This window comes from Streptomyces sp. NPDC088817, from assembly GCF_044750345.1.
GTDB lineage: Bacteria > Actinomycetota > Actinomycetes > Streptomycetales > Streptomycetaceae > Streptomyces.
Genome location: NZ_JBIVJN010000005.1, coordinates 312,493 through 336,775, shown reverse-complemented (window position 1 = coordinate 336,775; position 24,283 = coordinate 312,493). Strand labels below are relative to the sequence as shown.

Genomic DNA, 24,283 nt, shown 5'->3' with positions numbered 1-24,283 from the left:
GTCAACTCCGGGTACCCGCAAGCCGGGTGACCATGCGGAGGCGGCGCCTCATGGGGCGGGGAGGCCGTGCCGCTCAGCCCTCCAGGAACGCCACCAGCGCGTTCGCCAGCAGGAACGGGTCGTCGGCGGCGCACAGTTCGCGGGCGCTGTGCATCGACAGGATGGCCACGCCGATGTCGACGGTGCGGATGCCGTGCCGGGCCGCGGTGATCGGGCCGATGGTCGTGCCGCACGGCATGGAGTTGTTGGAGACGAAGGACTGGAAGGGGACACCGGCCTTCTCGCAGGCCGCCACCCACACCGCGCGCCCCGAACCGTCCGTCGCGTAGCGGTTGTTGACGTTGACCTTGAGAATGGGGCCGCCGCCCGCGCGCGGGTGGTGGGTCGGGTCGTGCCGCTCGGCGTAGTTGGGGTGGACGGCGTGGCCGGTGTCGGAGGACAGGCAGACCGTGCCGGCGAAGGCGCGCGCCCGGTCCTCGTACGACCCTCCGCGCGCGAACACCGAGCGCTCCAGCACACCTCCGAGCAGCGGGCCGTCCGCGCCGGTGTCCGACTGGGAGCCGTTTTCCTCGTGGTCGAAGGCGGCCAGCACCGGGATGTACGGCAGCTCCGGCGCCCCCGTCGCGACGGCCGCGAGCGCAGCGGCGCCGGCGTGCACCGACAGCAGGTTGTCCATCCGGGGCCCGGCCATCAGCTCCCGGTCCCGGCCCAGGTAGGCGGGGGGCTCCACGGAGTGCGTCATCAGGTCCCAGCCGGCCACCTCGCCCGCGGCGAGCCCCGCCTCCGCCTCCAGGAAGGCGATCAGATCGCCGTCGCGGACGTCGTCGCCCAGGCCCCACACCGGCTGCAGATGCCGCTGCTTGTCCAGCTTGAGGCCCTCCGCCGAGACCTGGCGGTCCAGGTGGATCGCGAGCTGGGGGACGCGCAGCAGCGGACGGTCGACGTTGACCAGGCGGGTGGAGCCGTCGCGCAGGGTGAGCCGGCCGGCCAGGCCCAGGTCGCGGTCGAGCCAGGAGTTCATCAGCGGGCCGCCGTAGATCTCCACGGCGACCTGGCGCCAGCCGTGCGCCCCGGTGTCGGGCAGCGGCTTCACGCGCAGGTTGGGGGAGTCGGTGTGCGCGCCGACGATGCGGAAGGGGGTGTGCGGCGCCGCGCCCTCGGGGACGTACCAGGCCACGATCGCCCCGCCGCGCAGCACGTACTTTCCGCCCGCCGTGCCGTCCCACGCGTCCGTCTCCGAGACCTGGCGGAAGCCGGCCTTCTCCAGCCGCTCGGCCGTGTTCGCCACGGCGTGGTACGGCGACGGGCTTGCCGCCAGGAAGGACATCAGGTCGTCGGTGTGGCCGCGGTCGAAGCGCTGGCTTGTACTCATGGGTTCACCTTAACGACGTCACGAGGGTCCGCTCCCGGTGTCGGGAGCGGACCCTCGTTGGGTGGGGGGTGGGGGCCGGTGCAGGTGGGGGGGTGGGGGCCGCGGTGCAGGTGGGGGGTGGGAGCTGACGCAGGTGGGGGGTGGGGGCCGGCGCAGGTGGAGGCGGGGGCCGGCGCGGCCGGGGTGGGGAGCCGCGCCGGGGCCGGGCCCGTCCTAGAAGGCGGCCTCGTCCAGCTCCATCAGGTCCAGGTCGACGTTCTGGGCGACCTTGCGGGCCAGGGTGACGCCCGGCAGGACGTTGGCCGCGAAGAACTTCGCCGCCGCGATCTTGCCCTGGTAGAACGCCCTGTCCTTCGTGGAGGCCGTCTCGAGCTTCTCCGCGGCGATCGCGGCGCCCTTGAGCAGCAGGTGGCCGACGATCACGTCACCGGAGGCGAGCAGCAGGCGGGTGGTGTTCAGGCCCACCTTGTAGATGCTCTTGACGTCCTTCTCGGTCGCCGCGAGGTCGGTCAGCATCAGGCCGACGAGGCCCTCCAGCTCGGAGGCGGCCCTGGCGAGGTGCTCGCGGGCGCCGGCCAGTTCCTCGCCGCCGGTGCCGAGGGCCAGGAACTCCTTGATGTCCTCGGCGATCGAGTTCAGCGCGGCTCCCTGGTTGCGGACGATCTTCCGGAAGAAGAAGTCCTGGCCCTGGATGGCCGTGGTGCCCTCGTACAGGGTGTCGATCTTGGCGTCCCGGATGTACTGCTCGACCGGGTACTCCTGGAGGAAGCCGGAGCCGCCGAAGGTCTGGAGCGACTGGGCGAGCTGCTCGTAGCCCTTCTCGGAGCCGTAGCCCTTGACGATCGGCAGGAGCAGGTCGTTGAGCGCGTGCTCGGCCGAGGCGTCCTCGCCGTTCGCCTCCTTGACCGCGATGGTGTCCTGGACGGCGGCGGTGTGCAGCACGAGGGCGCGCATGCCCTCCGCGTACGCCTTCTGCGTCATCAGCGAGCGGCGCACGTCGGGGTGGTGGGTGATGGTGACCTTGGGCGCGGACTTGTCCATGAAGTTCGCCAGGTCGGGGCCCTGGACGCGCTCCTTGGCGTACTCCAGCGCGTTGAGGTAGCCGGTGGACAGCGTGGAGATCGCCTTCGTGCCGACCATCATGCGGGCGAACTCGATGATGCGGAACATCTGGCGGATGCCGTCGTGCTTGTCGCCGATCAGCCAGCCCTTGGCGGGGTGGCGGTCGCCGAAGGTCATCTCGCAGGTGTTGGAGGCCTTCAGGCCCATCTTGTGCTCGACGTTGGTGGCGTAGACGCCGTTGCGCTCGCCGAGTTCGCCGGTCTCGAAGTCGAAGAGGTACTTCGGGACGAGGAAGAGGGACAGGCCCTTGGTGCCGGGTCCCGCGCCCTCGGGGCGGGCGAGGACGTAGTGGAGGATGTTCTCCTCCATGTCGTGCTCACCCGAGGTGATGAAGCGCTTCACGCCCTCGATGTGCCAGGAGCCGTCCTCCTGCCGGACCGCCCTGGTGCGGCCGGCGCCGACGTCCGAGCCGGCGTCGGGCTCGGTGAGCACCATGGTGGAGCCCCAGGTCTTCTCGACTGCGATCGAGGCGGCCTTCTTCTGCTCCTCGGTGCCCTCCTCGAAGAGGATGCGGGCGAACGCCGGGCCGGAGGAGTACATCCAGATCGCCGGGTTGGCGCCGAGGATCAGCTCCGCGTAGGCCCAGATCAGGGACGGCGGAGCGGTGGTGCCGCCGATCTCCTCGGGCAGGCCGAGCCGCCAGTACTCGGAGTCCATGAAGGCCTTGTAGCTCTTCTTGAAGGACGCCGGAACCGGCGCGGTGTTCGTCTCGGGGTCGAACACCGGCGGGTTGCGGTCGGCGTCGACGAAGGACTCCGCCAGCTCGTTCTCCGCCAGGCGGGTCAGCTCCTCCAGGACGCTCCTGGCGGTGTCGGCGTCCATCTCCTCGAACGGACCGGTGCCGTACAGCTTGTCGCGTCCGAGCACTTCGAAGAGGTTGAACTCGATGTCGCGGAGGTTCGGCTTGTAGTGCCCCATGGCCACGGCTCCCGTCGAGGACTCGGCGAGGCACTGGCTCCTCGCAACTTGTTCACGTACCAACTAGTAGCTCCGATGATGCTACCCGTCGGTAATAAGACGCAACCCCGATCCCGCCATGTGTGACCGAGCCCTCGTGCGGGTCAGTACGCTGTGGCTCATGTACGGATACGGCCAGCCGATGGACAGTGGGGCGGCACAGCAGGGGTACGTCCCTCCGCAGCAGCAGATGCCCGGCGGTGTCGGCGGGTACGGCCAGCAGGCACCGGCCTACCCGGAACCCTCGCCGCCCTCGCTCGCGGAGGCGGTGCGCGCCTTCACCACGGGGCAGATGGCCGCCGAGGACTTCCAGCAGATCTTCGCGACCTCCAAGGTGTACTGCCCGCGCGGTGACAACCCCGGGTTCCTGGCGCTGCACAACACCCAGCAGCCGGTGATCCCGATGTTCAGCTCGCTCAAGGAGCTGCGCCGGTACGCGGGCAAGGAGTCCAAGTACTTCGTGATCACCGGCGCCGAGGTGATCGACCTGCTGCCGACCGGCTACGGCTTCGTGGTCGACATGGAGGGCGAGCACCGGATGGTGTTCGACGCCAAGGCGGTCGAGCAGATGGTCGACTTCGCGATGCGCCGGATGTACGGCTAGGAGCCGGTGCGTGGGTGCCGCCGCGCAGAAGCCCGGAGGGAATGCCCTCCGGGCTTCTTCTGTTGGGGCTGGCAGAAAGTTCAACGCTCAACTAAAGTGGTCGCACAAGGAGGAACCGACATGCCTGCAGTGACCGTCGAGAACCCGCTGACGCTGCCCCGTGTGGCAGCGGCCGCGGACGCCGTGGCACGTCCCGTGCTCACCGTCACGACCGCGCCGAGCGGCTTCGAGGGCGAGGGCTTCCCGGTGCGCCGGGCGTTCGCGGGGATCAACTACCGCCACCTCGACCCGTTCATCATGATGGACCAGATGGGTGAGGTGGAGTACGCGCCGGGCGAGCCCAAGGGCACCCCCTGGCACCCGCACCGGGGCTTCGAGACCGTCACCTACATCATCGACGGGACCTTCGACCACCAGGACTCCAACGGCGGTGGCGGCACCATCACCAACGGTGACACCCAGTGGATGACGGCGGGCAGCGGACTGCTGCACATCGAGGCCCCGCCGGAGTCGCTGGTGGTGTCCGGCGGCCTCTTCCACGGCCTCCAGCTGTGGGTGAACCTGCCGGCCAGGGACAAGATGATGGCGCCGCGCTACCAGGACATCCGCGGCGGCAGCGTCCAGCTCCTCACCTCCCCCGACGGTGGCGCGCTGCTGCGGGTCATCGCCGGTGAGCTGGACGGCCACGCGGGCCCCGGCATCACGCACACGCCGATCACGATGATCCACGCGACGGTGGCGCCCGGCGCTGAGGTCACCCTGCCCTGGCGGGAGGACTTCAACGGCCTGGCGTACGTGATGGCGGGACGCGGCACCGTGGGCGCCGAGCGCCGGCCGATCCACCTTGGCCAGACCGCGGTCTTCGGCGCCGGTTCCTCGCTGACCGTCCGCGCGGACGAGCGGCAGGACTCCCACACGCCCGACCTGGAGGTCGTCCTCCTCGGCGGGCAGCCGATCCGGGAGCCGATGGCCCACTACGGCCCCTTCGTCATGAACACCCGGGACGAGCTCATGGAGGCCTTCGAGGACTTCAAGAAGGGCCGCCTCGGCACGATCCCGGCAGTTCACGGGATGAGCGACGGCGGGCTGTAGGTCTCTCCCGGCTGACGGGTCGCCCGGCCCCCGCGCCGGGCGGCCCGCGTGGCGTCCGTAACTGACGCCGTGTCACCCGGATGGGCCGTCCGTGCAGGACAGCCCGTCCGGGGTGTGGTCGCCTGGAGGCGTGCAGGCCCCCGCCCCGCTGCTGCCCGAGCCCGTCCGGCGTCTCGCCGCCTGGTGCGCCGTCTTTCTGCTGGTGTCCGGGGTGGTGTGGATCGGGGTCGAGCTGTGCGTGGTCTTCCGGACCGCGGTGATCCCCGTGCTGCTGGCGCTGCTCGGCACGGCGCTGCTGCGGCCGCTCTTCCGGCGGCTCGCGGTCACGGGGATGAACCGGTCGCTCGCCGCCGGGATCACCTGTGCGGCGGTCGTCGTGGTCGTCGGCGGGGTGGTGTACATCGTGGTGGCCGCCCTGATCGACAGCGGGGACCAGATCGTCGCCTCGCTCAGGAAGGCCGCGCAGTGGCTCGCCACCCACTTCGGGGCGGCCGGGACCTCGCTGGACGACCTCGCCTCCAACGGCAGGCGGCTGCTGGAGAAGTTCGCCGGGACGGCCGCCTCCAACGTCATCAGCGGGGTCAGCGTGGTCGGCGAGTCGATCGCCATGGCCGTACTGGCCCTGCTGCTCGTGTTCTTCTTCCTGCGCGACTCGCACAAGGCCGCCGCCGTGCTGCGCACGCTCGCCCCGCGCGGGAGCGGTGACACCGCGGAGGCCATGGCACGGCGGGCCTTCGCGGCCGTGGAGGGCTTCATGCGCGGTACGACGCTCATCGCGCTGATCGACGCCACGTGCATCACCGTCGGCCTGCTCCTGCTGAGGGTGCCCGGCGCGCTCGGGCTCGGCGCGCTGGTCTTCGTCGGCGGCTACCTCCCCTACCTGGGCGCCTTCCTCTCCGGCACGGTGTCCGTGCTGGTCGCCCTCGCCGACCGCGGCCTCGTCGTCGGGCTGTGGGCGCTCGGGGTGGTGCTTGCGGTCCAGGTGCTGGAGGGGCACGTGCTCCAGCCGGTGATCCAGAGCCGGACCGTGCAGATGCACCCGGCCGCGGTGCTGCTGGCGATCACCGGGGGCGCGTCGGTCGCCGGGATCGTGGGGATGCTGCTGGCGGTGCCGCTGACGGCGGCGGCCTTCGGGACCGCCCACGAACTGCGGGAACGGTACGCGACCGCGCCGTAGGGCTCACTCGGCGGAGCGGCTCACCTGGCCGCCGAGGACTCGTACAGCTCGAACCAGATGCTCTTGCCCTTGCCGCGCGGCACGACGCCCCAGGCGTCCGCGAGCAGTTCGATCAGCACCAGCCCGCGCCCGGAGGAGGCGAGCTCACCGGGCCGGCGCTTGTGCGGCAGGTCGTCACCGGCGTCGGTGACCTCCACCCGCAGCCGCCGCTCCCCCTTCTCCCCACTGACCTCGGCCAGCACCAGCGCGTCGACGTCGGTGTGCAGCAGGACGTTCGCGAGGGTCTCCGACAGCAGCAGCACCGCCGAGTCCACATGCTCCTCGTCCGGCCAGTCGTGCAGCAGCTCCCGCAGTTGCCTGCGGGCCACGGAGACCCGCTCGGGTTCGGCCTGGGCGACCGTCATCAGGGTGTGCCGCACTCTGGGGCGGGCCGCGCGGCCGTCGCGGTGCCGGCCGAGCAGCAGCACGGCGATGTCGTCCTCCCGGCGGTCGGCCAGGGGCCCGGTGGTGTGGTGCGAGGACGGCCCGTGCACGGCCTGCACCAGCGCGTCGGCGAGTTCCTCGGCGTCGCCGCCGTGCCGCTCCAGGATCGTGCGGATCCGCTGCCAGCCGGTGTCCAGGTCGTGGCCGCCGGTCTCGATCAGGCCGTCCGTGCAGATCATCATCGTCTCGCCCGGCTCCAGCGTGAACCGGGTCGTCGGGTAGTCGGAGTCCGGGTCGATCCCCAGCGGCAGCCCGCCCGCCGTCAGCCGTTGCAGCACCGTGCCGTCCGCCATCCGGATCACCGGGTCCGGGTGTCCCGCGCGGGCCACCTCCAGGACCCCGGTCCGCGGGTCGACCTCGGCGTACAGACAGGTCGCGAAGCGCAGGTCGGGCACCCTGTCGTCGCTGCCGTCACCGTCGTCGCGGCCGTCGCCGTCGCCGCCGGTGAGCATGCCGTGCAGGAAGCGGGAGGCGCGCGAGAGCACCGCGTCCGGGCGGTGCCCCTCGGAGGCGTAGGCGCGCAGGGCGATGCGCAACTGGCCCATCAGCCCCGCGGCACGCACGTCGTGACCCTGGACGTCGCCCATGACCAGGGCGAAGCGCCCCGATCCGGAGGACGTGCGCGACCGTGAGGTGGCGCCGGGCAGCGGGATCATGTCGTACCAGTCGCCGCCGACCTGGAGGCCCCCGCCGGTGGGCACGTAGCGGGCGGCTATGTCCATGCCGGGGACCTCCGGGCCCAGCGTGGGCATCATCGCGCGCTGCAGGCCCTGGCTCAGCTCCCGCTCGCTCTCGGCGGTCTCGGCCCGGGACAGGGCCTGGGCGAGCATGCGGGCCACCGTGGTCAGCACCGAGCGCTCGTCGGGGGTGAAGGCCACCGGGTAGGTGAAGGCGGCCAGCCAGGCGCCCATCGTGCGGCCGGCGACGGTCAGCGGCAGGAACGCCCAGGAGTGGCGGTGGAAGCGCTCGGCGAGCGGCCAGGTGAGCGGATACCGGGACTGGTACTGCCCCGGGGACGAGAGGTAGACGGCCCGCCCGCTGCGGACCACCTCGGCGGCCGGGTAGTCCGTCTCCAGCGCCATGTTCAGGAACGGAGCCTCGTCGCCGGGCCGCTGCCCGTGGTGGCCGATGATCGTCAGCCGGTCGCCCTGGACGCCGAAGACCGCCAGGCCGTCCGGCGAGAACCCCGGCATCGACAGGGCGGCCGCCACCCGCAGTACCTCGGCCGTGGAGCGGGCCTCGGCCAGCGCCCGGCCGGCGTCCAGCAGGAAGGCCTCCCGGGAGCGCCGCCAGTCGCCGGTGACCGCCCGCCGCCCCGCGGGGGAGCCCGGTGCCGGCTCGGCGACCTCCTGAAGGGTGCCGATCAGCCTGTACGCCCTCTTGCGGGCGTCGAAGGCCGGCTTGGAGCGGCTGCGCACGACGCGGATGATCCGGTTGTGCTCGTCCATGACGCGGATGCGCACCTCGGCGAGGCTGTCCTCGGCTGCGGCGAGCCGCACGACGCCGGTGATCTCGTTCCAGTCGACCGGGTGGAGGCGGGCGCGCACCTGGGCTTCCGTGAGCGTGGTCTTCTCGGGAGGCAGCCCGAGCAGCCGGGCCGCCTCGGCGTCGACCGAGACCAGGCCCGTGGCCGTGTCCCAGTGCCACGTCCCGGTCGCGAGGGAGGCGAGTACCTCCCCCACGGCGGGCAGGGGCTGACCAGTGCGCATTGCCCCACTGTAAGAAGAGGCGATCGGACACTGCCACCGATGGCGTACGGCCTTACGCTCCCGTAGCCGCCCGGGACCGCATCCTTATTGGGGGGAGCCGATCTTGAGCCGCCCGGTACGCTTGGTAGGTCCGGGCCGTGCCCGCCCGGTGATCCCCGATCCGCGAAGACTGGATGAACGACGATGCATCGGTACAGGTCCCACACCTGCGGCGAGCTCCGCGCCTCTGACGTCGGCACCGACGTCCGGCTGAGTGGCTGGCTGCACAATCGGCGCGACCTGGGCGGCATCCTCTTCATCGATCTGCGCGACCACTACGGCATCACGCAGCTCGTGGCCCGCCCGGGCACGCCTGCGTACGAGGCCCTGGACAAGCTCTCCAAGGAGTCCACGGTCCGCGTCGACGGCGCCGTTGTTTCACGTGGAACAGAGAACGTGAACCCGGACCTGCCGACCGGCGAGATCGAGGTCGAGGTGACCGAGGTCGAGCTGCTCGGCGCGGCTCAGCCCCTCCCCTTCACGATCAACACCGAGGACGGGGTCAACGAGGAGCGGCGCCTGGAGTACCGCTTCCTGGACCTGCGCCGTGAGCGCATGCACCGCAACATCCTGCTGCGCACGGCGGTCATCTCCGCCATCCGCCAGAAGATGTCGGCGATGAACTTCAACGAGATGGCGACGCCGATCCTGTCCGCCACCTCCCCCGAGGGCGCGCGCGACTACGTGGTCCCCTCGCGGGTCCACCCGGGCCGCTTCTACGCCCTCCCGCAGGCGCCCCAGCAGTTCAAGCAGCTGCTGATGATCTCGGGCTTCGACCGCTACTTCCAGATCGCGCCCTGCTTCCGTGACGAGGACGCCCGCGCGGACCGTTCGCCGGGCGAGTTCTACCAGCTCGACGTCGAGATGAGCTTTGTCGAGCAGGAGGACGTCTTCCAGCCGATCGAGAAGCTCATGACGGAGCTCTTCGAGGAGTTCGGCGGCGGCCGCCACGTCACCTCGCCCTTCCCGCGGATCCCATTCCGCGAGGCGATGCTGAAGTACGGCTCCGACAAGCCGGACCTGCGCGCCAAGCTGGAGCTCGTCGACATCACCGACATCTTCGAGGGCTCGGAGTTCAAGGCGTTCGCGGGCAAGCACGTGCGCGCGCTGGCGGTGCCGGACACCGCGGGTCAGCCGCGGAAGTTCTTCGACCAGCTCGGCGAGTACGCGGTGGAGCAGGGCGCGAAGGGCCTGGCCTGGGTGCGGGTCGGCGAGGACGGCGCGCTGACCGGCCCGATCGCGAAGTTCCTCACCGAGGAGAACGTCGCGGAGCTGACCAAGCGGCTCTCGCTGGCCCCCGGCCACGCGGTGTTCTTCGGCGCGGGCGAGTTCGACGAGGTCTCGAAGATCATGGGCGCGGTGCGGGTGGAGACCGCCAGGCGTGCCGGCCAGTTCGAGGAGAACGTCTTCCGCTTCTGCTGGATCGTCGACTTCCCGATGTACGAGAAGGACGAGGAGACGGGCGGGATCGACTTCTCCCACAACCCGTTCTCCATGCCGCAGGGCGGTCTTGAGGCCCTGGAGACGCAGGACCCGCTGGACATCCTGGGCTGGCAGTACGACATCGTCTGCAACGGTGTCGAGCTGTCCTCCGGCGCCATCCGGAACCACGAGCCGGACATCATGCTCAAGGCCTTCGAGATCGCGGGCTACGACCGTGAGACCGTCGAGGACAAGTTCGCCGGCATGCTCCGCGCGTTCCGCTTCGGCGCCCCGCCGCACGGCGGCATCGCGCCGGGCGTCGACCGCATCGTGATGCTCCTCGCGGACGAGCCCAACATCCGCGAGACCATCGCCTTCCCGCTCAACGGCAACGCCCAGGACCTGATGATGGGCGCCCCGACCGAGCTGGACGAGTCGCGTCTGAGGGAACTCCACCTGTCGGTACGCAAGCCGCAGCCGAAGTAGTCCTCAGCGGGCGGGAAGGCTCGAAACCGGCGTCGGTTTCGAGCCTTCTCGTTCGTGCTTGGCGGGCAAGTGCCGTTTTCTCATCCGGCTGACAGGATTCCTGCCTAGCTTCGCGGGCCATGACGGACAGCAAAGTTCCCTCATCCCATTCGGACCTGACGCGCCGCAAGGTGCTTCTGGCGGGCGGTGCGGCGGTGACCGCGGTGGGCCTGGCCGGCTCGTCGGCACTGAACGCCGCAGCGGGCGAGGCGGCTGCGGCCACCAAGGCCACCACGGTCGAGAGCTGCTACATGCTCACCTCGGAGCTGGTCGAGGGCCCCTACTACATCGACGCCGACAAGCTCCGACGGGACATCACCGAGGACCAGGACGGCATCCCGCTGACCCTCACGCTCAAGGTGATCGACGCCGAGAGCTGCAAGCCCCTGCGGAACGCGGCCGTCGACATCTGGCACTGCAACGCGGTGGGCGTCTACTCGGGTTACGGGGACAGCGGCAACGGCGGCGGGGGTCCGGCCCCCACGGGCCCGCCGCCTTCGGGCATGCCCACCGGCGAGCCGCCGACCGACGGTCCTGGCCAGGGCGGCGGGCACCAGGAGCCGACGGACGACGAGCGCTTCCTGCGCGGCACCTGGCACACGGACGGGAACGGCCAGGTCACCTTCCGCACGGTCTTCCCCGGCTGGTACCAGGGCCGCTGCGTGCACATCCACGTCAAGGTCCACGTGGACGGCAAGTGGACGGACTCCGGCTACGAGGGTGGCCGTACCTGCCACACCGGTCAGTTGTTCTTCGACGAGGGTTCGGTGTCGCTCACGGAGTCGGTGGAGCCGTACTCCACCAATACCGTGACCCGTACGACCCTCGACGAGGACGGGATCTACCCGGGCAACGGCCCTGAGGCCGGCCTGCTCCACCTCCGGTACGACACGAAGCACATCGCCCGCGGCGTCCGCGCCCAACTGACCCTGGGCGTCGACCCGAGCGCGACCAACGACGGCCAGGAAGGCCCGAGGCCGACCGCGTCGCAGTCACCGTCGGGCACGGCGAGCTGACGCAAGGACCTATGGAGACGGAGCGGCCCGGATCCGGACAGGTTCCGGGCCGCTCCGTCTGTATGAGGTCACCGTCGCGGAAGTGGGATGTGCGGGGGCTCAGGCATTGCCGGGGCCGCCCTCGGAGATCTCCGGATTCCCGACGAACAGGTCTTCCGTGCGCTCGACCGTGCCGGACCGGTCCAGCCAGTCGGCCAGGCGGTCGAGATCGGTGCAGGAGGTGATGCGCTCGCGGATGTCGTCGGAGACGGGGAGACCGCGCACTTCGAGGACGCGCAGGACGCCCTTGGCCTCGCCTTCCGCCTTCCCCTTCAAGTACGTCTCCTCGAAGAGGGTTCCCCGGCCGGGGAAGTAAGTAGCGACCATCTTCTGCAGTCCTCTCCATCAGTACCTAGCCAGGGGACGCCCCGCTTTAGCGGGGTGGGGAATGGCTTCTGAGCCCTGCTCTGGCCTCAACTGGGTGCACGGATCTGCGCTGTTCACCTGAGCCGGCCTCTCTACCGGTCCGTGGGGCTACTCGTCCGTAAAGATGTCTTCCGCTGGCCGGGCGCTTGGCCAGGCCCTGTGCGGTGAATTCGATGATCGGGTCGGCGATGTCTTCGGGAACACCCCGCAGAGCGGTGGACAGGGCTTTCAGTATGGCATCGATGTCCGGTTCACCCGCGTGCGTGATGGCGGCGAGGGCGGCCAGCACGAGGTCGTCGCGGGCCTCGGCCGGGTCGGTGATGACGGGCATGTTGTGCGGGCCCGCCACGACGGGCCTGAGGACGAGTGTCGGCATCTGGGGCGGCCCGCCGGCCACCGGTCGCTGGGCCCACTCGGCGGTGGAACGGTCCTGGACCACGACCATGAGAGCCGTGGGCAGTCGGTATTTGGTCCACAGGTAAGCGGTGTAGTACGCCCAGCTCGCGGGCTTGGCCGGGTCCTTCTTGCCCTGGGCCTCGATGGCGAGCAGGAAGGCGCCGTGTTCCGCGCTGTCGAGGCGCAGAAGGGTGTCCACCCGGCGTTGTAGGGCGTCGCGGTACGGCGCGGGACTACGGAGGGGTGCGGCATGTCGGTCAACGGCGAGGCGGTACGGCTCGGGGAAGAGGCGGACGAGCCGGGGTGGGAGGTGGACCCGGACGACGAGTGGGGAGTCGCCGTCATCACCACCGTGGGGCGTCAGTTGCGGCTGCGGCGGGAGGCAGTCGGGATGCGGGCCGCCGAGTTCGGGATGGCGATGGGGTACGGGGAGGACCTGGTCTACAAGATCGAGGGTGGGAAGAGGATTCCCCGGCAGGAGTACCTGGACAAGGCCGACGAGGTGTTGCGTGCGGGTGGGCTCATCGCGGCGACCTGGGAGGACGTGAAGAAGGTCCGGTATCCGAAGACGGTTCGGGACATCGCGAAGCTGGAGGCGCAGGCGGTCGAGATCGGGCTGTACGTGTGCAACAGCATCAGCGTTGTTGCAGACGCCGGATCATGCGCGGTCGCTCTTCCAGGCCGCGCAGCCGCCTTACTCGCCGGATGATGTGGAGCGCATGGTGGCTGCTCGCATGGCGCGGCGGTCGATCTTCGAACGGGACCCGGCCCCCTCTGTCAGCTTCGTGCTGGAAGAGGCAACGCTGCGACGGGAGGTCGGAGGCACAATGGTGTGGCGTCAACAGCTCGAACGTCTGCTGGAGGTGGGGCGGTTGCACCACGTCACACTTCAGGTGATGCCGACGAAGACCGATGCTCACCCCGGGGTGGACGGCAGGATTGAGGTGCTGAAATTCGCGGACGGGAAGGCGGTGGGACACTCCGACGGCGCGTTCAACGGTCGGCCGACTTCCGACCCCAAGCAACTGCGCATCCTTGAGCTGCGGTACAGCACCATCCGGGCGCAGGCTCTCACGCCCCGGGAGTCGCTGACCTCCATCGAGCAACTACTGCTGGGAGAAAAATGATTCGCAAGGCCTCCGCCGGTGACGCCTCCGAACTGGCGTGGTTCAAGAGCAGCTACAGCGACGGCACCGATGGCGAGTCATGCGTCGAGATCGCCACGAGCCTCGGCGTCGTCCACGTCCGCGACTCCAAGAACACCGAAGGCCCCCAGCTCGCGCTCACGCGCGACGCCTGGACGGGCTTCGTGAGCTACGCCTCGGAACGCTGACCCAACCGCACGCGCAGGGAAGCGGCTCGGGACCGGTGTCCGGTTCCGAGCCGCTTCCTTCTGTTCGGGCAGGGTCAGTACAGGGCCTTGTAGCCGCCCCAGCCGGTGCCGATCTGCGTCCGCGCGCCGAAGCCGCCCTTGCCGTTGCCGTAGAGGCGGAACAGCTTGCCGGAGGTGTCCCGGCAGATCAGGTCGCCGATGCCGTCGCGGTTGAGGTCGCCCACGCCGACGCAGGCGTTGTACGAGGCCCCCCACTTGGTGGCGATCTTGACGCCGGCCTTGAAGGCGCCGGTGCGCTTGCCGTCGTAGCGGTAGAGGTTGTTGGACTTGTCCTGGGCGATCAGGTCGCCGATGCCGTCACCGGTGATGTCGCCGACGGCGACGATCTTCTTGTACTTCTTCCAGTTGCTCGCGATCTTCACGCGGGCGGAGAGCTTGCCCGCACTGGTGGCCTTGAAGAGGTACAAGTCCCCGGTGGACGCCTGGCGGGCGATCAGGTCCGGGCGTCCGTCCCCGGTGATGTCACCGGTCGAGACCATGACGTCGTACTGGTTCCAGCCGCTCTTGCCGAGCGTGGTGTACGGCGTCGACGCCTTCAGCGCGGCCCCGCACTTCGGCTTGTACAGCCGCAGCGAGCCGTTGCCCGGCCGAACGACGAGATCGTTGCAGCGGTTGCCGCTCAGGTCGCCGAACGGCACGACCGTGGTCCCCTTCGGCCAGCCGGTGCCGCTCACCTTGGACGAGAGGGTGCCCTTGCCCGTGCCCCGGTGGATGGTCAGGGAGCCCGTGGAGTTCATGGTGAGCAGGTCGCCGACGCCGTCGACGCCGTCCGGAGAGCCGTAGTCGTGGCGTACGGGCGAGCCTCCGGTCAGCGAGCCGGAGCCGCTGCCGACGGTCACGGCCGTGGAGGTGCCGAGGCCGGTCGCCTTGAGGGTCCACTTGTACTGCCCGTTGGGGAAGCGCACGCCACCCGCTGTTTTGCGGTCCCATTTCGCCGCCACCTGTGCGATGGCCGCGCCGCCGGTGAGGGTGCGGGTGGCCTTGCCGGTCTCGCCGCTCTCCACCGACGTGAACGTCAGCGACCAGGAGGTGACGGGGCGGGACAGCAGCCAGGTGCCGGTCCAGGGCGTCGAGGTGGTCAGGTCGGTCCAGGTGTCGGTGTCCGTTTCGAACGCGGTCGGGGCCGACGGTGTGAAGCCGGTCGTGGCGACGCGGGTGCGCTCATGGAGGTCGAACCAGGCGACCAGGCCCGTGTACTTGTCCACGGCCCAGCGGTGGCGGCGGTCGGCGGCCAGGCCGGTGTCCGGCACCTCGGAGGCCAGTACGCGGGTGGCGCCGGTGGCCGCGTCGGTCAGGACGAGGGTGTCGGCCGCGTGGTCGTGGCGGACCGTGAAGCCGTCGCCGAGCAGTACGTCACCCGGGGTGACGGCGCGGGAGGTGCCGGCCTTGGTGTCGTACACGCCCGCCGAGGCGGTGCCGCAGGCCCAGTACAACCAGCGGCCCGCCGCCTGCAGCTCGCTCGGGACGCAGCGCGCGCCCGGGACGGTGACCGTGCTGAGGGTCTTCTTCTCCGTCAGGCTGTAGGAGGTGATCCGGCCGGCGGTGGTGGTGGCGCTCCACAGCACTGGGCCGTTGAGGGCGGCCGTCTGGACCGGGCGCTTCAGCAACTGGCCGTAGCCGAACCGGCCGACGTACTGGGCCGGGGCGGCACCGCCGGAGTTGTAGACCGCGTAGTCGTCGGAGACGTCGACGATGCTGCCGCCCGTGGTCTTGAACCACAGGGGTTGGTGGCCGATCGAGGCCAACTGGTCCGAGTCGGGCGGCGCGTTGCCGCTCCAGGGCTCCTCCAGGAAGACGTCTCGGGGCGAGGTGACCATGTTGCCCCACAGCGCCGGGCACGGGGTGTCCGGGGAGGGGCATTTCGGGAGGATCCTGACGCTCTCGGTGACGGCGGACGCTGTGAGCGCCGTACCGCCGTTGGTCGTCAGGGTCCGTACGGAGGTGGCGCTGAAGCCGCTGGTGTCCTTGGGGTTGCGCTCCGCGACCCGCAGGCTGCCACGGCTGAGGGCGATGCCCGTCTTGTCGTTCTCCTTTGCGGGCACCTGGTACAGCTTCGTCAGCTTCGGCGTGCCGTCCGCGCTCAGGCTCACACGCTGCACCCACCAGTCGGTGGCGCCCCCGCCGCCGGTGACGAGAGCCGTGTCGCCGGGTCCGTGGACCGTGAACTTGTCGGCCTTCTCCAGCAGGGTGCGGGACGAGCCGTCGGTGAGAGAGACAGCCGTCAGCCTGCTGGTGCCGGTGCCCGTGTGCAGGGGCAGCAGCAGCCAGTCACCGGTCAGAACCGGCTTGTAGTCCGAGTAGACGCCGAAGCCGAAGAAGGGCAGGTCGACGAACTGCTCGTCGCCGCCAGGGTCGGTGCGCGGCTTGAAGTGCAGGCTGTTGCTGTCGTACCAGCCGATCCGGCCCTGGCTCAGGACTGCGGTGGCGGTGGCGGAGACGCGGCTGAACGCCTCGGTGACGGTGGCCGACTCGATGTCGATGTAGTACAGGCTGGTGCCCCACTTGAGCAGCACTCCGGCCGAGTCGGCGGCCATGACGTAGCCGTTGTTGACGGTCACCCCGGCCGGCGTGAAGCGGCGTTCACGGCGCTCGCCGTCCACGGTGTCGATGAGGGTGTGGCTGGTGACGACGGTGTTCCCGGCCAGCGCCCGGTAGGGGTACTGGGACGCCACGGTCGACGTCTTATCTGTGGCCGGATCCCACAGGGTGACGGTGGTGTCGGACGTGCTCGACGGCAGGGCGACTAGGTCGCCGCCCGAGCCGTACCAGGCCTCCCGGCACGTCGAGCCGAGGTCTTTGCACGGCGCCGTCTGCGTGTAGACGCCGTCCGGGGTCCGCACCCCGACGGTGGTGCCGTCGGCGTGGCTCGTCCACAGCAGTCCGGGGACTTCCGACTGCCGGTGCAGGAAGCCGTTGGGGCCAGCCGCGAACAGTCGTTCGCTGCGTGGCTGGGTCGAGGCCGGGGCGGTGAGTGTGATCTCGGTGGTGCCGGCCGCGCTCTGCGCGCCCGCGGCCTGGGCGGGGTCACCGCCCCCGGCGAGGACGGTGACGGACGCGGCCGCGACGGCGACCGCGAGTGTGGTGACGGTGGCGGCCAGTCCGCCCCGTCTTAGGGCATGTCTGCCCACGTGAGGTTCCCTCCCGGCGAGGGTCCCCTGCCCTCGCTCAAGTGGGCGGACTTTACCAGGAATTTTCCATCTCTTTTCACGGTCCCGGAGCATGAGAAGCGACTCCCCGCGACCGGGCGTCCGTCGCGGGGAGTCGTGGTGCTCGGTGCTCTTCCGCTTTACGCGGGCTCGCCGCCGAAGCGCTCCTTGTACGTCTCCAGGTCGTCGTCCGTGAGCTTGGCGAAGAGGACCGGGGGGACCGTGAACGGGGTGCCGGCGGGGACGGTGGTCAGGGAGGCCGCCTCGGCGGGGGTCACCCAGGTCGCCGTGTCGCCGTCCAGGGAGAACGCCGCGCGCATGGCCGCCGACGAGGTGGGGATGAACGGCTCCGAGACCACCGAGTAGAGGTGGATCAGGTTCATCGCCGTGCGCAGGGTGAGGGCTGCGCCGTCCTTGTCGGTCTTGATCTCCAGCCAGGGGGACTTCTCCTCCAGGTAGGAGTTGCCCGCCGACCACAGGGCGCGCAGGGCGGCCGCCGCCTTGCGGAACTGGATGGCCTCCATGTGCTCCTCGTACTCCGCGAGGAGGCGGGCGATCTCCTCACCGAGCCGCGCCTCGGCCTCGCCCGGCTCGCCGCCCTCCGGGACCGCGTCGCCGAAGCGCTTGCGGGAGAAGGACAGCACCCGGTTGACGAAGTTGCCCAGCGTGTCCGCCAGGTCCTTGTTCACCGTGGCCGTGAAGTGCTCCCAGGTGAAGGACGAGTCGTCGGACTCCGGCGCGTTCGCCATCATGAAGTAGCGCCAGTAGTCGGCCGGGAGGATCTCCAGCGCGTCGTGCGTGAAGACACCGCGCCGCTGCGAGGTGGAGAACTTGCCGCCGTAGTAGTTGAGCCAGTTGAAGGCCTTGATGACATCGACCTTCTTCCACGGCGCGCGGGTGCCCAGCTGGGTCGCCGGGAACATCACGCTGTGGAAGGGCACGTTGTCCTTGCCCATGAACTGCGTGTAGTGGACGTCCGCGTCCGACTCCCACCACCACGAGCGCCAGTCCCGGTTCTCCGGGTCCTGGTCGGCCCACTCCTTCGTGGCGCCGATGTACTCGATCGGGGCGTCGAACCAGACGTAGAAGACCTTGCCCTCGGCGGCCAGCTCCGGCCAGGTGTCGGCCGGGACCGGGACGCCCCAGTCCAGGTCACGGGTGATCGCCCGGTCGTGCAGGCCCTCGGTGAGCCACTTGCGGGCGATCGAGGAGGCCAGCACCGGCCAGTTGTCGGCGCGCTCGTCGACCCATGCCTCGACCTCGCCGGCCAGTACGGACTGGAGGAGGAAGAGGTGCTTGGTCTCGCGGACCTCCAGGTCGCTGCTGCCGCTGATGGCGGAGCGCGGCTCGATCAGGTCGGTCGGGTCCAGGACCCGGGTGCAGTTCTCGCACTGGTCGCCGCGCGCCTTGTCGTAGCCGCAGTGCGGGCAGGTGCCGATGATGTACCGGTCGGGCAGGAAGCGGCCGTCGGTGTTGGAGTACACCTGGCGGATGGCCCGCTCCTCGATGAACCCATTCGCCTTGAGCTCGCGGGCGATCTCCTGCGTGATCTCGCGGTTCTGCGGGGACGAGCTGCGGCCGAAGTAGTCGAACGCGAGCGAGAAGCCGTCGTAGACCGCCTTCTGCGCGTCGTGCGCCTGCGCGCAGAACTCGTCGACCGGGAGGCCCTGCTCCTTGGCCGCGAGCTCCGCCGGGGTGCCGTGCTCGTCCGTCGCGCAGATGTACAGCACGTCGTGGCCGCGCTGGCGCAGATAGCGGGAGTACACGTCCGCCGGGAGCATGGACCCCACCATGTTGCCCAGGTGCTTGATCCCGTTGATGTACGGAAGGGCGCTGGTGATGAGGTGTCGAGCCATCGCGGGCTGCTCCCAAGTCGCTACGTGGGGTGACGATCTCGTGGGGTGCGGGTCGTCTACGGAACCTTGAAATCGTAGCCGACACGGGTGGGCCGCCCGCTTCCCGTTTTGAGGGGTGGGAAGGGGCGGCCCTGGTGCGTGTGCGGGTCCCGTGGGTTACGGGCGCCAGTTGGCCAGTACGCCCTCGTAGAGCTCCTGGTCGGTCAGCTCGCGGGGGGTGGGACCGGCGTGGAAGAAGGACGAGGTGTCGGTCTTCAGCTTGCGGAGGTAGTCGAAGGCCTTGTTGTCGTGCTCACCGAAGGCGACGAAGGAGAAGAAGACGGAGGGGTGCTTCTCGGCGGCGTCGGTGAGGGACTGGGTGGCGGGGGTCTTGGCGTCCGGCGCGCCGTCCGTCTGGAAGATCACCAGGGCGGGGGCCGCCGGGTCGCCGGACTCCGCGCGGTGGGCCAGTACGGCGTCCACGGCGGCGTGGTAGCTCGTGCGGCCCATGCGGCCGAGGGAGCCGTGCAGGTCGTCTACGCGGTCCTCGTGCTCGGCGAGGGTCAGCTCGCCGGTGCCGTCCACCTCCGTGGAGAAGAACACGATCCGGACCGTCGCCTCGGGGTCGAGGTGGGCCGCGAGGGCGAGGGTCTGCTCGCCGAGGGCCTGCGCGGAGCCGTCCTTGTAGTACGGGCGCATGGAGGCGGAGCGGTCGAGGACGAGGTAGACCTTGGCGCGGGTGCCGGTGAGGTCGTACTTCGCGAGGGCGGATGCGGCGGCGTGGTAGGCGGTGGTGAGGGTGGGGGCGTGGTCGTTGAGCTGGGTGAGGGGGGTGGCGGGTGCGGCGGGGTCTGCGGCGGTGCCGGTGTCGGCCTCGGCGGCCGGCTCGGGTTCGGTGGCCGGCTCCGCCTCGGTCTGAGGCTCCGCCTCGGTCTGAGGCTCCGCCTCAGGGGTCGGCTCCTGTGCCGCGGGCTCCGGTTCCGGTTCCGGTTCCGTCGTCGGATGTTCGGCCTCGGCTTCGCCTTCGGCCGGGGTGTTCCCACCCGCACCACCCGTGCGGGTCTCGTTGTCGGGTGCCGGTGGCCCCTGCGGGGCTTCCTCGCCATCGGCGGCTTGCGGAGCGTCCGCCTCAGGCTCCGCCTCGGCCGTCTTGGCCGCCTCGGTCACCTCGGTCACCTCGGTCTCAGGCTCCACCTCGGCCTCGGCCTGAGGCACGGCCTCCGGCTCCGCCTCGACCTTGGTCGTCTCGGCCTCGGCCTCGGTCTGCGTCTCGGCCTCGGCCTCGGGCTCCGCTTCGGCCGCCTCGGCCTCCGTCTCGGCCTCGGTCTCCGGCTCGGCTTCGGGCTTGGCCTCCGCCTCGGTCTCCGGCTCCGGCGTCGGCTCCTGTGCTGCCGGTTCCTTGGCCGGGTCGGCCTCAGGCTCCGGTGCGGCGGCCGTCGGTTCGGGTTCCGGGGTCGGTTCCTCGGACGCCGGTTCCGGGGTGGGCTCGGGGGCGGGTGCCGCCTCGGGCTCCGACTCCCGCTCCGCGGCGGTCGGCTCGGCTTCCGCGGGGGTCGCCGGTTTGGGGACCGTGATGTTGTCGAAGGCGGCCGAGACCAGTTCGTGTTCGTCGTCCGCGGACGGCTGGGCCGGGACCTTCGGTTCCGGCTGCTGGGCAGCGGTGGGTGTCGGCTCCTGGGCGGGAGCCTGTTCCGCACCCTCTGCCTCGGCCTTGGGCCCCTTGCGTGGTCGGCCGAACGCGTTCCGCAGGAGAGTGAGAATGCCCATGTGCGCAACCCTTCGTGAGTTGATGCCCGTCAATCCCTGGCCAGGACGGACACGTAAGGTTAGCGGCCCTCTGTAGTGATCTTGGGCAGGGGCAAGCACCCGCGGGCGGCTTCTGTCAATGCGCTCCTCGGCCGTCGTGCAGCGTGACGTCGACGAGCAGCGCGCGGTGGTCGGTGCCGGCCACGGCGAGGAAGCGGGCGCCGGTCGCGGAGAAGTCCGGTGAGACCAGCACATGGTCGATCTGCGCGCCGAGGACGGGCGTCGTCCGAGACGGCCAGCTCGGGTCGCGTTCCGCGCCGGACAGCCGGGCCGCGTCCCGCAGACCGGTGTCGATGACGCGGCGGAAGGCCGCGTGGTCCTGGGAGGCGTTGAAGTCGCCGGCCAGCACGGTCGGCGTCGTACGGTCCGCCGCCGCGAAGGCCCGCAGCCGGGCGAGTTCCCGGTGCCAGAGCGCGACCTGACCGGGCAGCGGCGGCATGGGGTGGGCGAGCTGGAGGCGCACCGCGTGCCCGCGCACGTCGGCGACCGCGCCCGGCATGCCCATCGTGCCGCGCACCCCGGCGGTGCCGCGCAGGGCGTAGCGGCTGAGGATCAGGGACCCCTCCGAACCGCCCGCCCGGACCGCCTGCCGGTAGGGGTAGTCGCCGCCGGCCTCCCGCTCCAGCGTCGACTGGCAGGTGTACTCGCACTCCTCGACGAAGACGATGTCGGGCCGCTCGCGGCGGATGACCGTGACGAGGGCCGGGGCACCGCGCCCGAACTGCACGTTCGAGGTCAGCACCCGAATCCCGGCCACGGCCCGGCCGGCCGGTGCGGAGACCCTGCCGTACGGCTCGATGTACCAGGCCAGCAGCCCGAGCAGGGCCACGCCCCACACCGCCCCCGTCCACCAGCGGCCGCGCAGCGTGAACGCCAGGCCGAGTCCGGTCGGCACGAGCAGCCACGGCAGGAAGGCGAGGAGCTGCGGTACGGGCGTGATGCCGTCGCTGTCGGCGATCCGGCACCCGACGACGACGCTCACCCCGGCGAACAACAGCCCGGCGCACCAGCTCGCGAACCGTCCCCCCTGCTTGGTCACGACGACGAGCCTACGGGGTCGGCACGGGCCCCGGGCGTCCCGCTCGCGGGCCCGTCCGCCGGGTCAGACGCGTACGCGCGGCGGCGGCTGCTCGGGGCGGCTCTGGGTAGTGGGGGGCGTGGGCGTCCGGCGGCGGAAGGGCAGGCGCGGGCGGCGGGTGAGCCAGGTCAGGGCGGCCACCGTCAGACCGAGGGCGACGAGGATCCACGAGGCGGTGCGCAGGGTGGAGGTGAGGGCGTCGTAGACGGCGCCGACGGCCGGCTGGGAGACCTCGGCGGGCAGGTCGGCGAGGGTCAGGCTGCGCCCGACGGCGACAGCGAGGGCGAGCATCGCCCCGCCCAGGGCGGTGCCGAGCGCGGTGGCGGTCAGCGCACGACGGCGGCGGGCGGCCAGGGCGAGGCCCGCCACGGCGAACGCGACGGCCGCGATCGGCAGCCAGAAACCGGCGACTTCGAGCACGTGGAACCCCTTCCGGAGGCGGCCCAGTTGCTGGGCCGGAAGCAGGTCGACCTCGGTGTGCTGAACGGGGATGCGGTTCGCGAGCGGTACGTGGTCCTGGGCGAGCTGGGCCTTGACCTGGGCGGTGACGGGCGCGAGATCGACGGTGACCGGGCGTTCGCGTCGGTCGCGTTCGTCGCGCAGGGCCCGCAGGACGGCGTCGTGGGCGGCCCGGTTGCCCTCGTTCCACGCCGTGCGGAAGGCCTCGGTCCGGGTGAACGAGCGCACCGCGTCGTGCACGAAGGGGGTGATGGTGCCGCGGCGCACGTAGGCGTCCAGTTGGTGTCCGTACTCCTGGACGATCCCGTTCCCGACGGTGTCCGCGACGGCGTCGCGCACGTCCGGGTCGTCGGCGAGCGGCGCCATCGTGGTGACGTAGCGGCCGGTGTCGGAGAGCCCGTACGCCGCCCAGGCCGACAGCGCGCCGAACGGCACGAGCAGGCACGAGAGCGCGATGAGCACGGCCGACAGGCCGCTTCGCATACGTCGGGACACGTTCTCAGCCAAGGCCGTCGCCCGCGCCTCCGCGAGCGGACGGGCGGCATTCGGGTGAGCGGGAGGGAGGGCGGGGCCGGGCGGCCGGGCGCCGGCCGGCGTGCGTCAGCGGGTCAGCGGGTCAACTGACGCGACGGCCCACCGCGTCCTCGTGCGTGTAGAACCAGTAGAAGCAGAAGAGGCCCGCGACGATGCCGATCCCCAGGGACAGGCCGACCACCGACACGATCGCGTGGCCGCTCTGGCTGTAGAGAAAGCCGAACGCCGCGCCGATGAAGGCGAACCACAGTGCGGCGTGCTGCTCCCGCCGCAACCGGGGGCCCACCATGAGGACGGCCGCCAGGAGCACCGTGAACACGATCGTGGTCACGAAGCCGAACAGCACGTTCCAGCCCGTGATCGGCCCGCCGTGGCGACGGTCCGCCGCGGTCCAGTAGCCGTAGACGAGCCCCAGCGCGAGCGGTCCCGCCAGCCGGCCGACGGCATGGGCGCGGGCGCTGAACAGGTTGGGCGGGCGGGTGGTGCGGGTGGTGATGCCGGACGCGGGTGCCATGTGAGCCATGAGAGCGCTCCTCTCTCTCCTCGCCCCCGCATACCAGAGCACACCGGGGAAGGGGCCCTGGCAAGTCGGTGGAGCCGTTACCGTGCTGGCGTAAGCGACCGACCGGATCACGACACGGGGGGACGATGCCCGGAACCGTGCTGCTGCTCGCGGCCGCGCCCGTGGGCCGGGGGCGTCTGGTGGACGCCGCGTCCGTGCTGCCGGTGCTGGCCGCCGTGGCGCCCTCCGTGCTGTCCGGCACGGACACCGCGACCGTGGTGGAGCTCGCCGATCCGCTGGAGCCACAGGCCGTGCTCACCCGGCTGCGCGCGGCCGCGGCGGCGCCCGGCCCGCTGACCGTGTTCCTCGCAGGACAGCTCCAGCTCGACCGCCGCCAGCACCTGCTCCATCTGGCGCTCGCCCGCACCGCGCCGGCGACCGTCCGCTACACGGCCCTGCCCTGGCACTGGCTGCGCGAGGAACTGCGGCTGCGCCCGGACGGCACGACCACGGTCGTGGCCGATCTGCACGCGGACGCGGAGAGCTGGGCGCTGCTGCGCGGGCACCCCCTGGACTGCGGGCGCAACATCGCCCTGTACGGCCGGGTCGCACCGCCGCCGGCCCGGCGCACGGTGGCGGCACCGGCGTACATGAGGGCGGTGGCGACGATCCTGCGCAGCGGGCACCGGCCGCCGCCTGCGGAGCTGCACGAGCAGGCGCTGTCGCGGCTCACCGAGGAGGACGGCCGCCCCGGCCTCGTAATCACCGCGCCCGGCCCGGCGCCGGCCGACCCGCACACGGCCATCGCGGCCTGCGTGCAGTCCGGCCGGCACGGCGACGCCGACGCGCTCGCCGCCCGCTGGGAGCGGGCCGCCGCCCTCGCGCACGGAGCGGCCTCCGAGGACGCGCTGCACTGGGCCGAGGTCCGCGCGGACCTGGCGATGTTCGCGGGCGACGCCGCCCGCAGCTGCCGGGCCTGGCTGACGGTGGCCGCCACCCGCCTGGACATGGGCCAGGCCGCCGACGCCGTGGCGGTCGAGACTGCCGTCGACCGCGCCCACCACCAGTGGGGGCTGATCCACGACCCCGGACGTGCCCGCGAACTCGGTTCGGTGCTGGCCGAGTTGCGCGGCCGGGTGCCGGGCCGGCGGCAGGGCGCGCTCGACCATGTGCGCCGTCAGCTCAGCCAGTTGCAGACGCAGGCCTGAGGC

At 71.1% G+C, this 24,283-nt stretch carries 18 protein-coding genes and 1 pseudogene; 8 read left to right on the top strand and 11 right to left on the bottom strand.

The window, feature by feature from the left end; translation table 11 throughout:
* Positions 1-73: 73 nt before the first annotated feature.
* A complete protein-coding gene (locus ACIP4X_RS12160) occupies positions 74-1,372 on the bottom strand; it encodes a M18 family aminopeptidase (RefSeq protein ID WP_358733170.1) in 1,299 nt (432 codons plus the stop codon).
* Between the two features lie 213 nt (positions 1,373-1,585).
* A complete protein-coding gene (locus ACIP4X_RS12155; protein WP_358733168.1) occupies positions 1,586-3,412 on the bottom strand; it encodes an acyl-CoA dehydrogenase in 1,827 nt (608 codons plus the stop codon).
* Between the two features lie 160 nt (positions 3,413-3,572).
* Between ACIP4X_RS12155 and ACIP4X_RS12150 the strand changes: the two genes are divergently transcribed.
* From ACIP4X_RS12150 to ACIP4X_RS12140, 3 genes are all read left to right on the top strand, one after another.
* A complete protein-coding gene (locus ACIP4X_RS12150; protein WP_358733166.1) occupies positions 3,573-4,055 on the top strand; it encodes an SseB family protein in 483 nt (160 codons plus the stop codon).
* Positions 4,056-4,175: 120 nt separating this feature from the next.
* Positions 4,176-5,147, top strand: coding sequence for a pirin family protein (locus ACIP4X_RS12145; RefSeq protein WP_358733164.1), 972 nt, complete (start codon positions 4,176-4,178; stop codon positions 5,145-5,147).
* A gap of 130 nt (positions 5,148-5,277) precedes the next feature.
* A complete protein-coding gene (locus ACIP4X_RS12140) occupies positions 5,278-6,324 on the top strand; it encodes an AI-2E family transporter (protein ID WP_358733162.1) in 1,047 nt (348 codons plus the stop codon).
* Between the two features lie 20 nt (positions 6,325-6,344).
* Here ACIP4X_RS12140 and ACIP4X_RS12135 read toward each other — a convergent pair whose 3' ends face one another.
* Positions 6,345-8,516 carry a SpoIIE family protein phosphatase gene (locus ACIP4X_RS12135; RefSeq protein WP_358733161.1) on the bottom strand — a complete coding sequence of 724 codons (2,172 nt, stop codon included), beginning with the start codon at positions 8,514-8,516 and terminating at the stop codon, positions 6,345-6,347.
* A 183-nt stretch (positions 8,517-8,699) separates the two neighbouring features.
* Here ACIP4X_RS12135 and aspS point away from each other — a divergent pair, with 183 nt between their 5' ends.
* Positions 8,700-10,463 (top strand): aspartate--tRNA ligase, encoded by a 1,764-nt coding sequence (gene aspS / locus ACIP4X_RS12130; protein ID WP_358733160.1) that lies wholly within the window; start codon positions 8,700-8,702, stop codon positions 10,461-10,463.
* Positions 10,464-10,582: 119 nt separating this feature from the next.
* Positions 10,583-11,518: an intradiol ring-cleavage dioxygenase gene (locus tag ACIP4X_RS12125; protein WP_391459349.1), complete on the top strand. Its 936-nt coding sequence runs from the start codon at positions 10,583-10,585 to the stop codon at positions 11,516-11,518.
* A gap of 99 nt (positions 11,519-11,617) precedes the next feature.
* Here the strand turns inward: ACIP4X_RS12125 and ACIP4X_RS12120 are convergent, their stop codons facing one another.
* Together ACIP4X_RS12120 and ACIP4X_RS12115 are read right to left on the bottom strand one after the other, a co-directional pair.
* The gene (locus tag ACIP4X_RS12120; RefSeq protein WP_391459351.1) at positions 11,618-11,884 is read right to left on the bottom strand and encodes a hypothetical protein; all 267 of its coding nucleotides are present in this window, start codon (positions 11,882-11,884) and stop codon (positions 11,618-11,620) included.
* Between the two features lie 46 nt (positions 11,885-11,930).
* Positions 11,931-12,518 carry a hypothetical protein gene (locus ACIP4X_RS12115; protein ID WP_391459353.1) on the bottom strand — a complete coding sequence of 196 codons (588 nt, stop codon included), beginning with the start codon at positions 12,516-12,518 and terminating at the stop codon, positions 11,931-11,933.
* Between the two features lie 51 nt (positions 12,519-12,569).
* Between ACIP4X_RS12115 and ACIP4X_RS12110 the strand changes: the two are divergent.
* Together ACIP4X_RS12110 and ACIP4X_RS12105 are read left to right on the top strand one after the other, a co-directional pair.
* A pseudogene (locus ACIP4X_RS12110) lies at positions 12,570-13,446 on the top strand (helix-turn-helix domain-containing protein).
* Positions 13,443-13,652 (top strand): DUF397 domain-containing protein, encoded by a 210-nt coding sequence (locus ACIP4X_RS12105; RefSeq protein WP_358733154.1) that lies wholly within the window; start codon positions 13,443-13,445, stop codon positions 13,650-13,652. Before ACIP4X_RS12110 ends, ACIP4X_RS12105 begins: the two are co-directional and overlap by 4 nt.
* Before the next feature lie 74 nt (positions 13,653-13,726).
* On the opposite strand, the gene ACIP4X_RS12100 is transcribed toward ACIP4X_RS12105, so the two are convergent.
* From ACIP4X_RS12100 to ACIP4X_RS12075, 6 genes are all read right to left on the bottom strand, one after another.
* Positions 13,727-16,840: an FG-GAP repeat domain-containing protein gene (locus ACIP4X_RS12100; RefSeq protein WP_401348026.1), complete on the bottom strand. Its 3,114-nt coding sequence runs from the start codon at positions 16,838-16,840 to the stop codon at positions 13,727-13,729.
* A 158-nt stretch (positions 16,841-16,998) separates the two neighbouring features.
* Complete coding sequence (gene metG, locus ACIP4X_RS12095) at positions 16,999-18,714, bottom strand: methionine--tRNA ligase (protein WP_358733151.1); 1,716 nt, start codon at positions 18,712-18,714, stop codon at positions 16,999-17,001.
* Between the two features lie 156 nt (positions 18,715-18,870).
* On the bottom strand, positions 18,871-20,460 hold the full coding sequence (locus ACIP4X_RS12090) for a VWA domain-containing protein (protein WP_401348024.1): 1,590 nt from the start codon (positions 20,458-20,460) through the stop codon (positions 18,871-18,873).
* Positions 20,461-20,575: 115 nt separating this feature from the next.
* The gene (locus tag ACIP4X_RS12085; protein ID WP_391459360.1) at positions 20,576-21,538 is read right to left on the bottom strand and encodes an endonuclease/exonuclease/phosphatase family protein; all 963 of its coding nucleotides are present in this window, start codon (positions 21,536-21,538) and stop codon (positions 20,576-20,578) included.
* A 63-nt stretch (positions 21,539-21,601) separates the two neighbouring features.
* On the bottom strand, positions 21,602-22,531 hold the full coding sequence (locus ACIP4X_RS12080; RefSeq protein ID WP_391459362.1) for a hypothetical protein: 930 nt from the start codon (positions 22,529-22,531) through the stop codon (positions 21,602-21,604).
* 121 nt (positions 22,532-22,652) lie between these two features.
* On the bottom strand, positions 22,653-23,093 hold the full coding sequence (locus ACIP4X_RS12075; protein ID WP_358733144.1) for a hypothetical protein: 441 nt from the start codon (positions 23,091-23,093) through the stop codon (positions 22,653-22,655).
* Between the two features lie 125 nt (positions 23,094-23,218).
* On the opposite strand from ACIP4X_RS12075, the gene ACIP4X_RS12070 reads away from it, so the two are divergent.
* Positions 23,219-24,280 (top strand): hypothetical protein, encoded by a 1,062-nt coding sequence (locus ACIP4X_RS12070; RefSeq protein ID WP_358733142.1) that lies wholly within the window; start codon positions 23,219-23,221, stop codon positions 24,278-24,280.
* Positions 24,281-24,283: the final 3 nt, after the last annotated feature.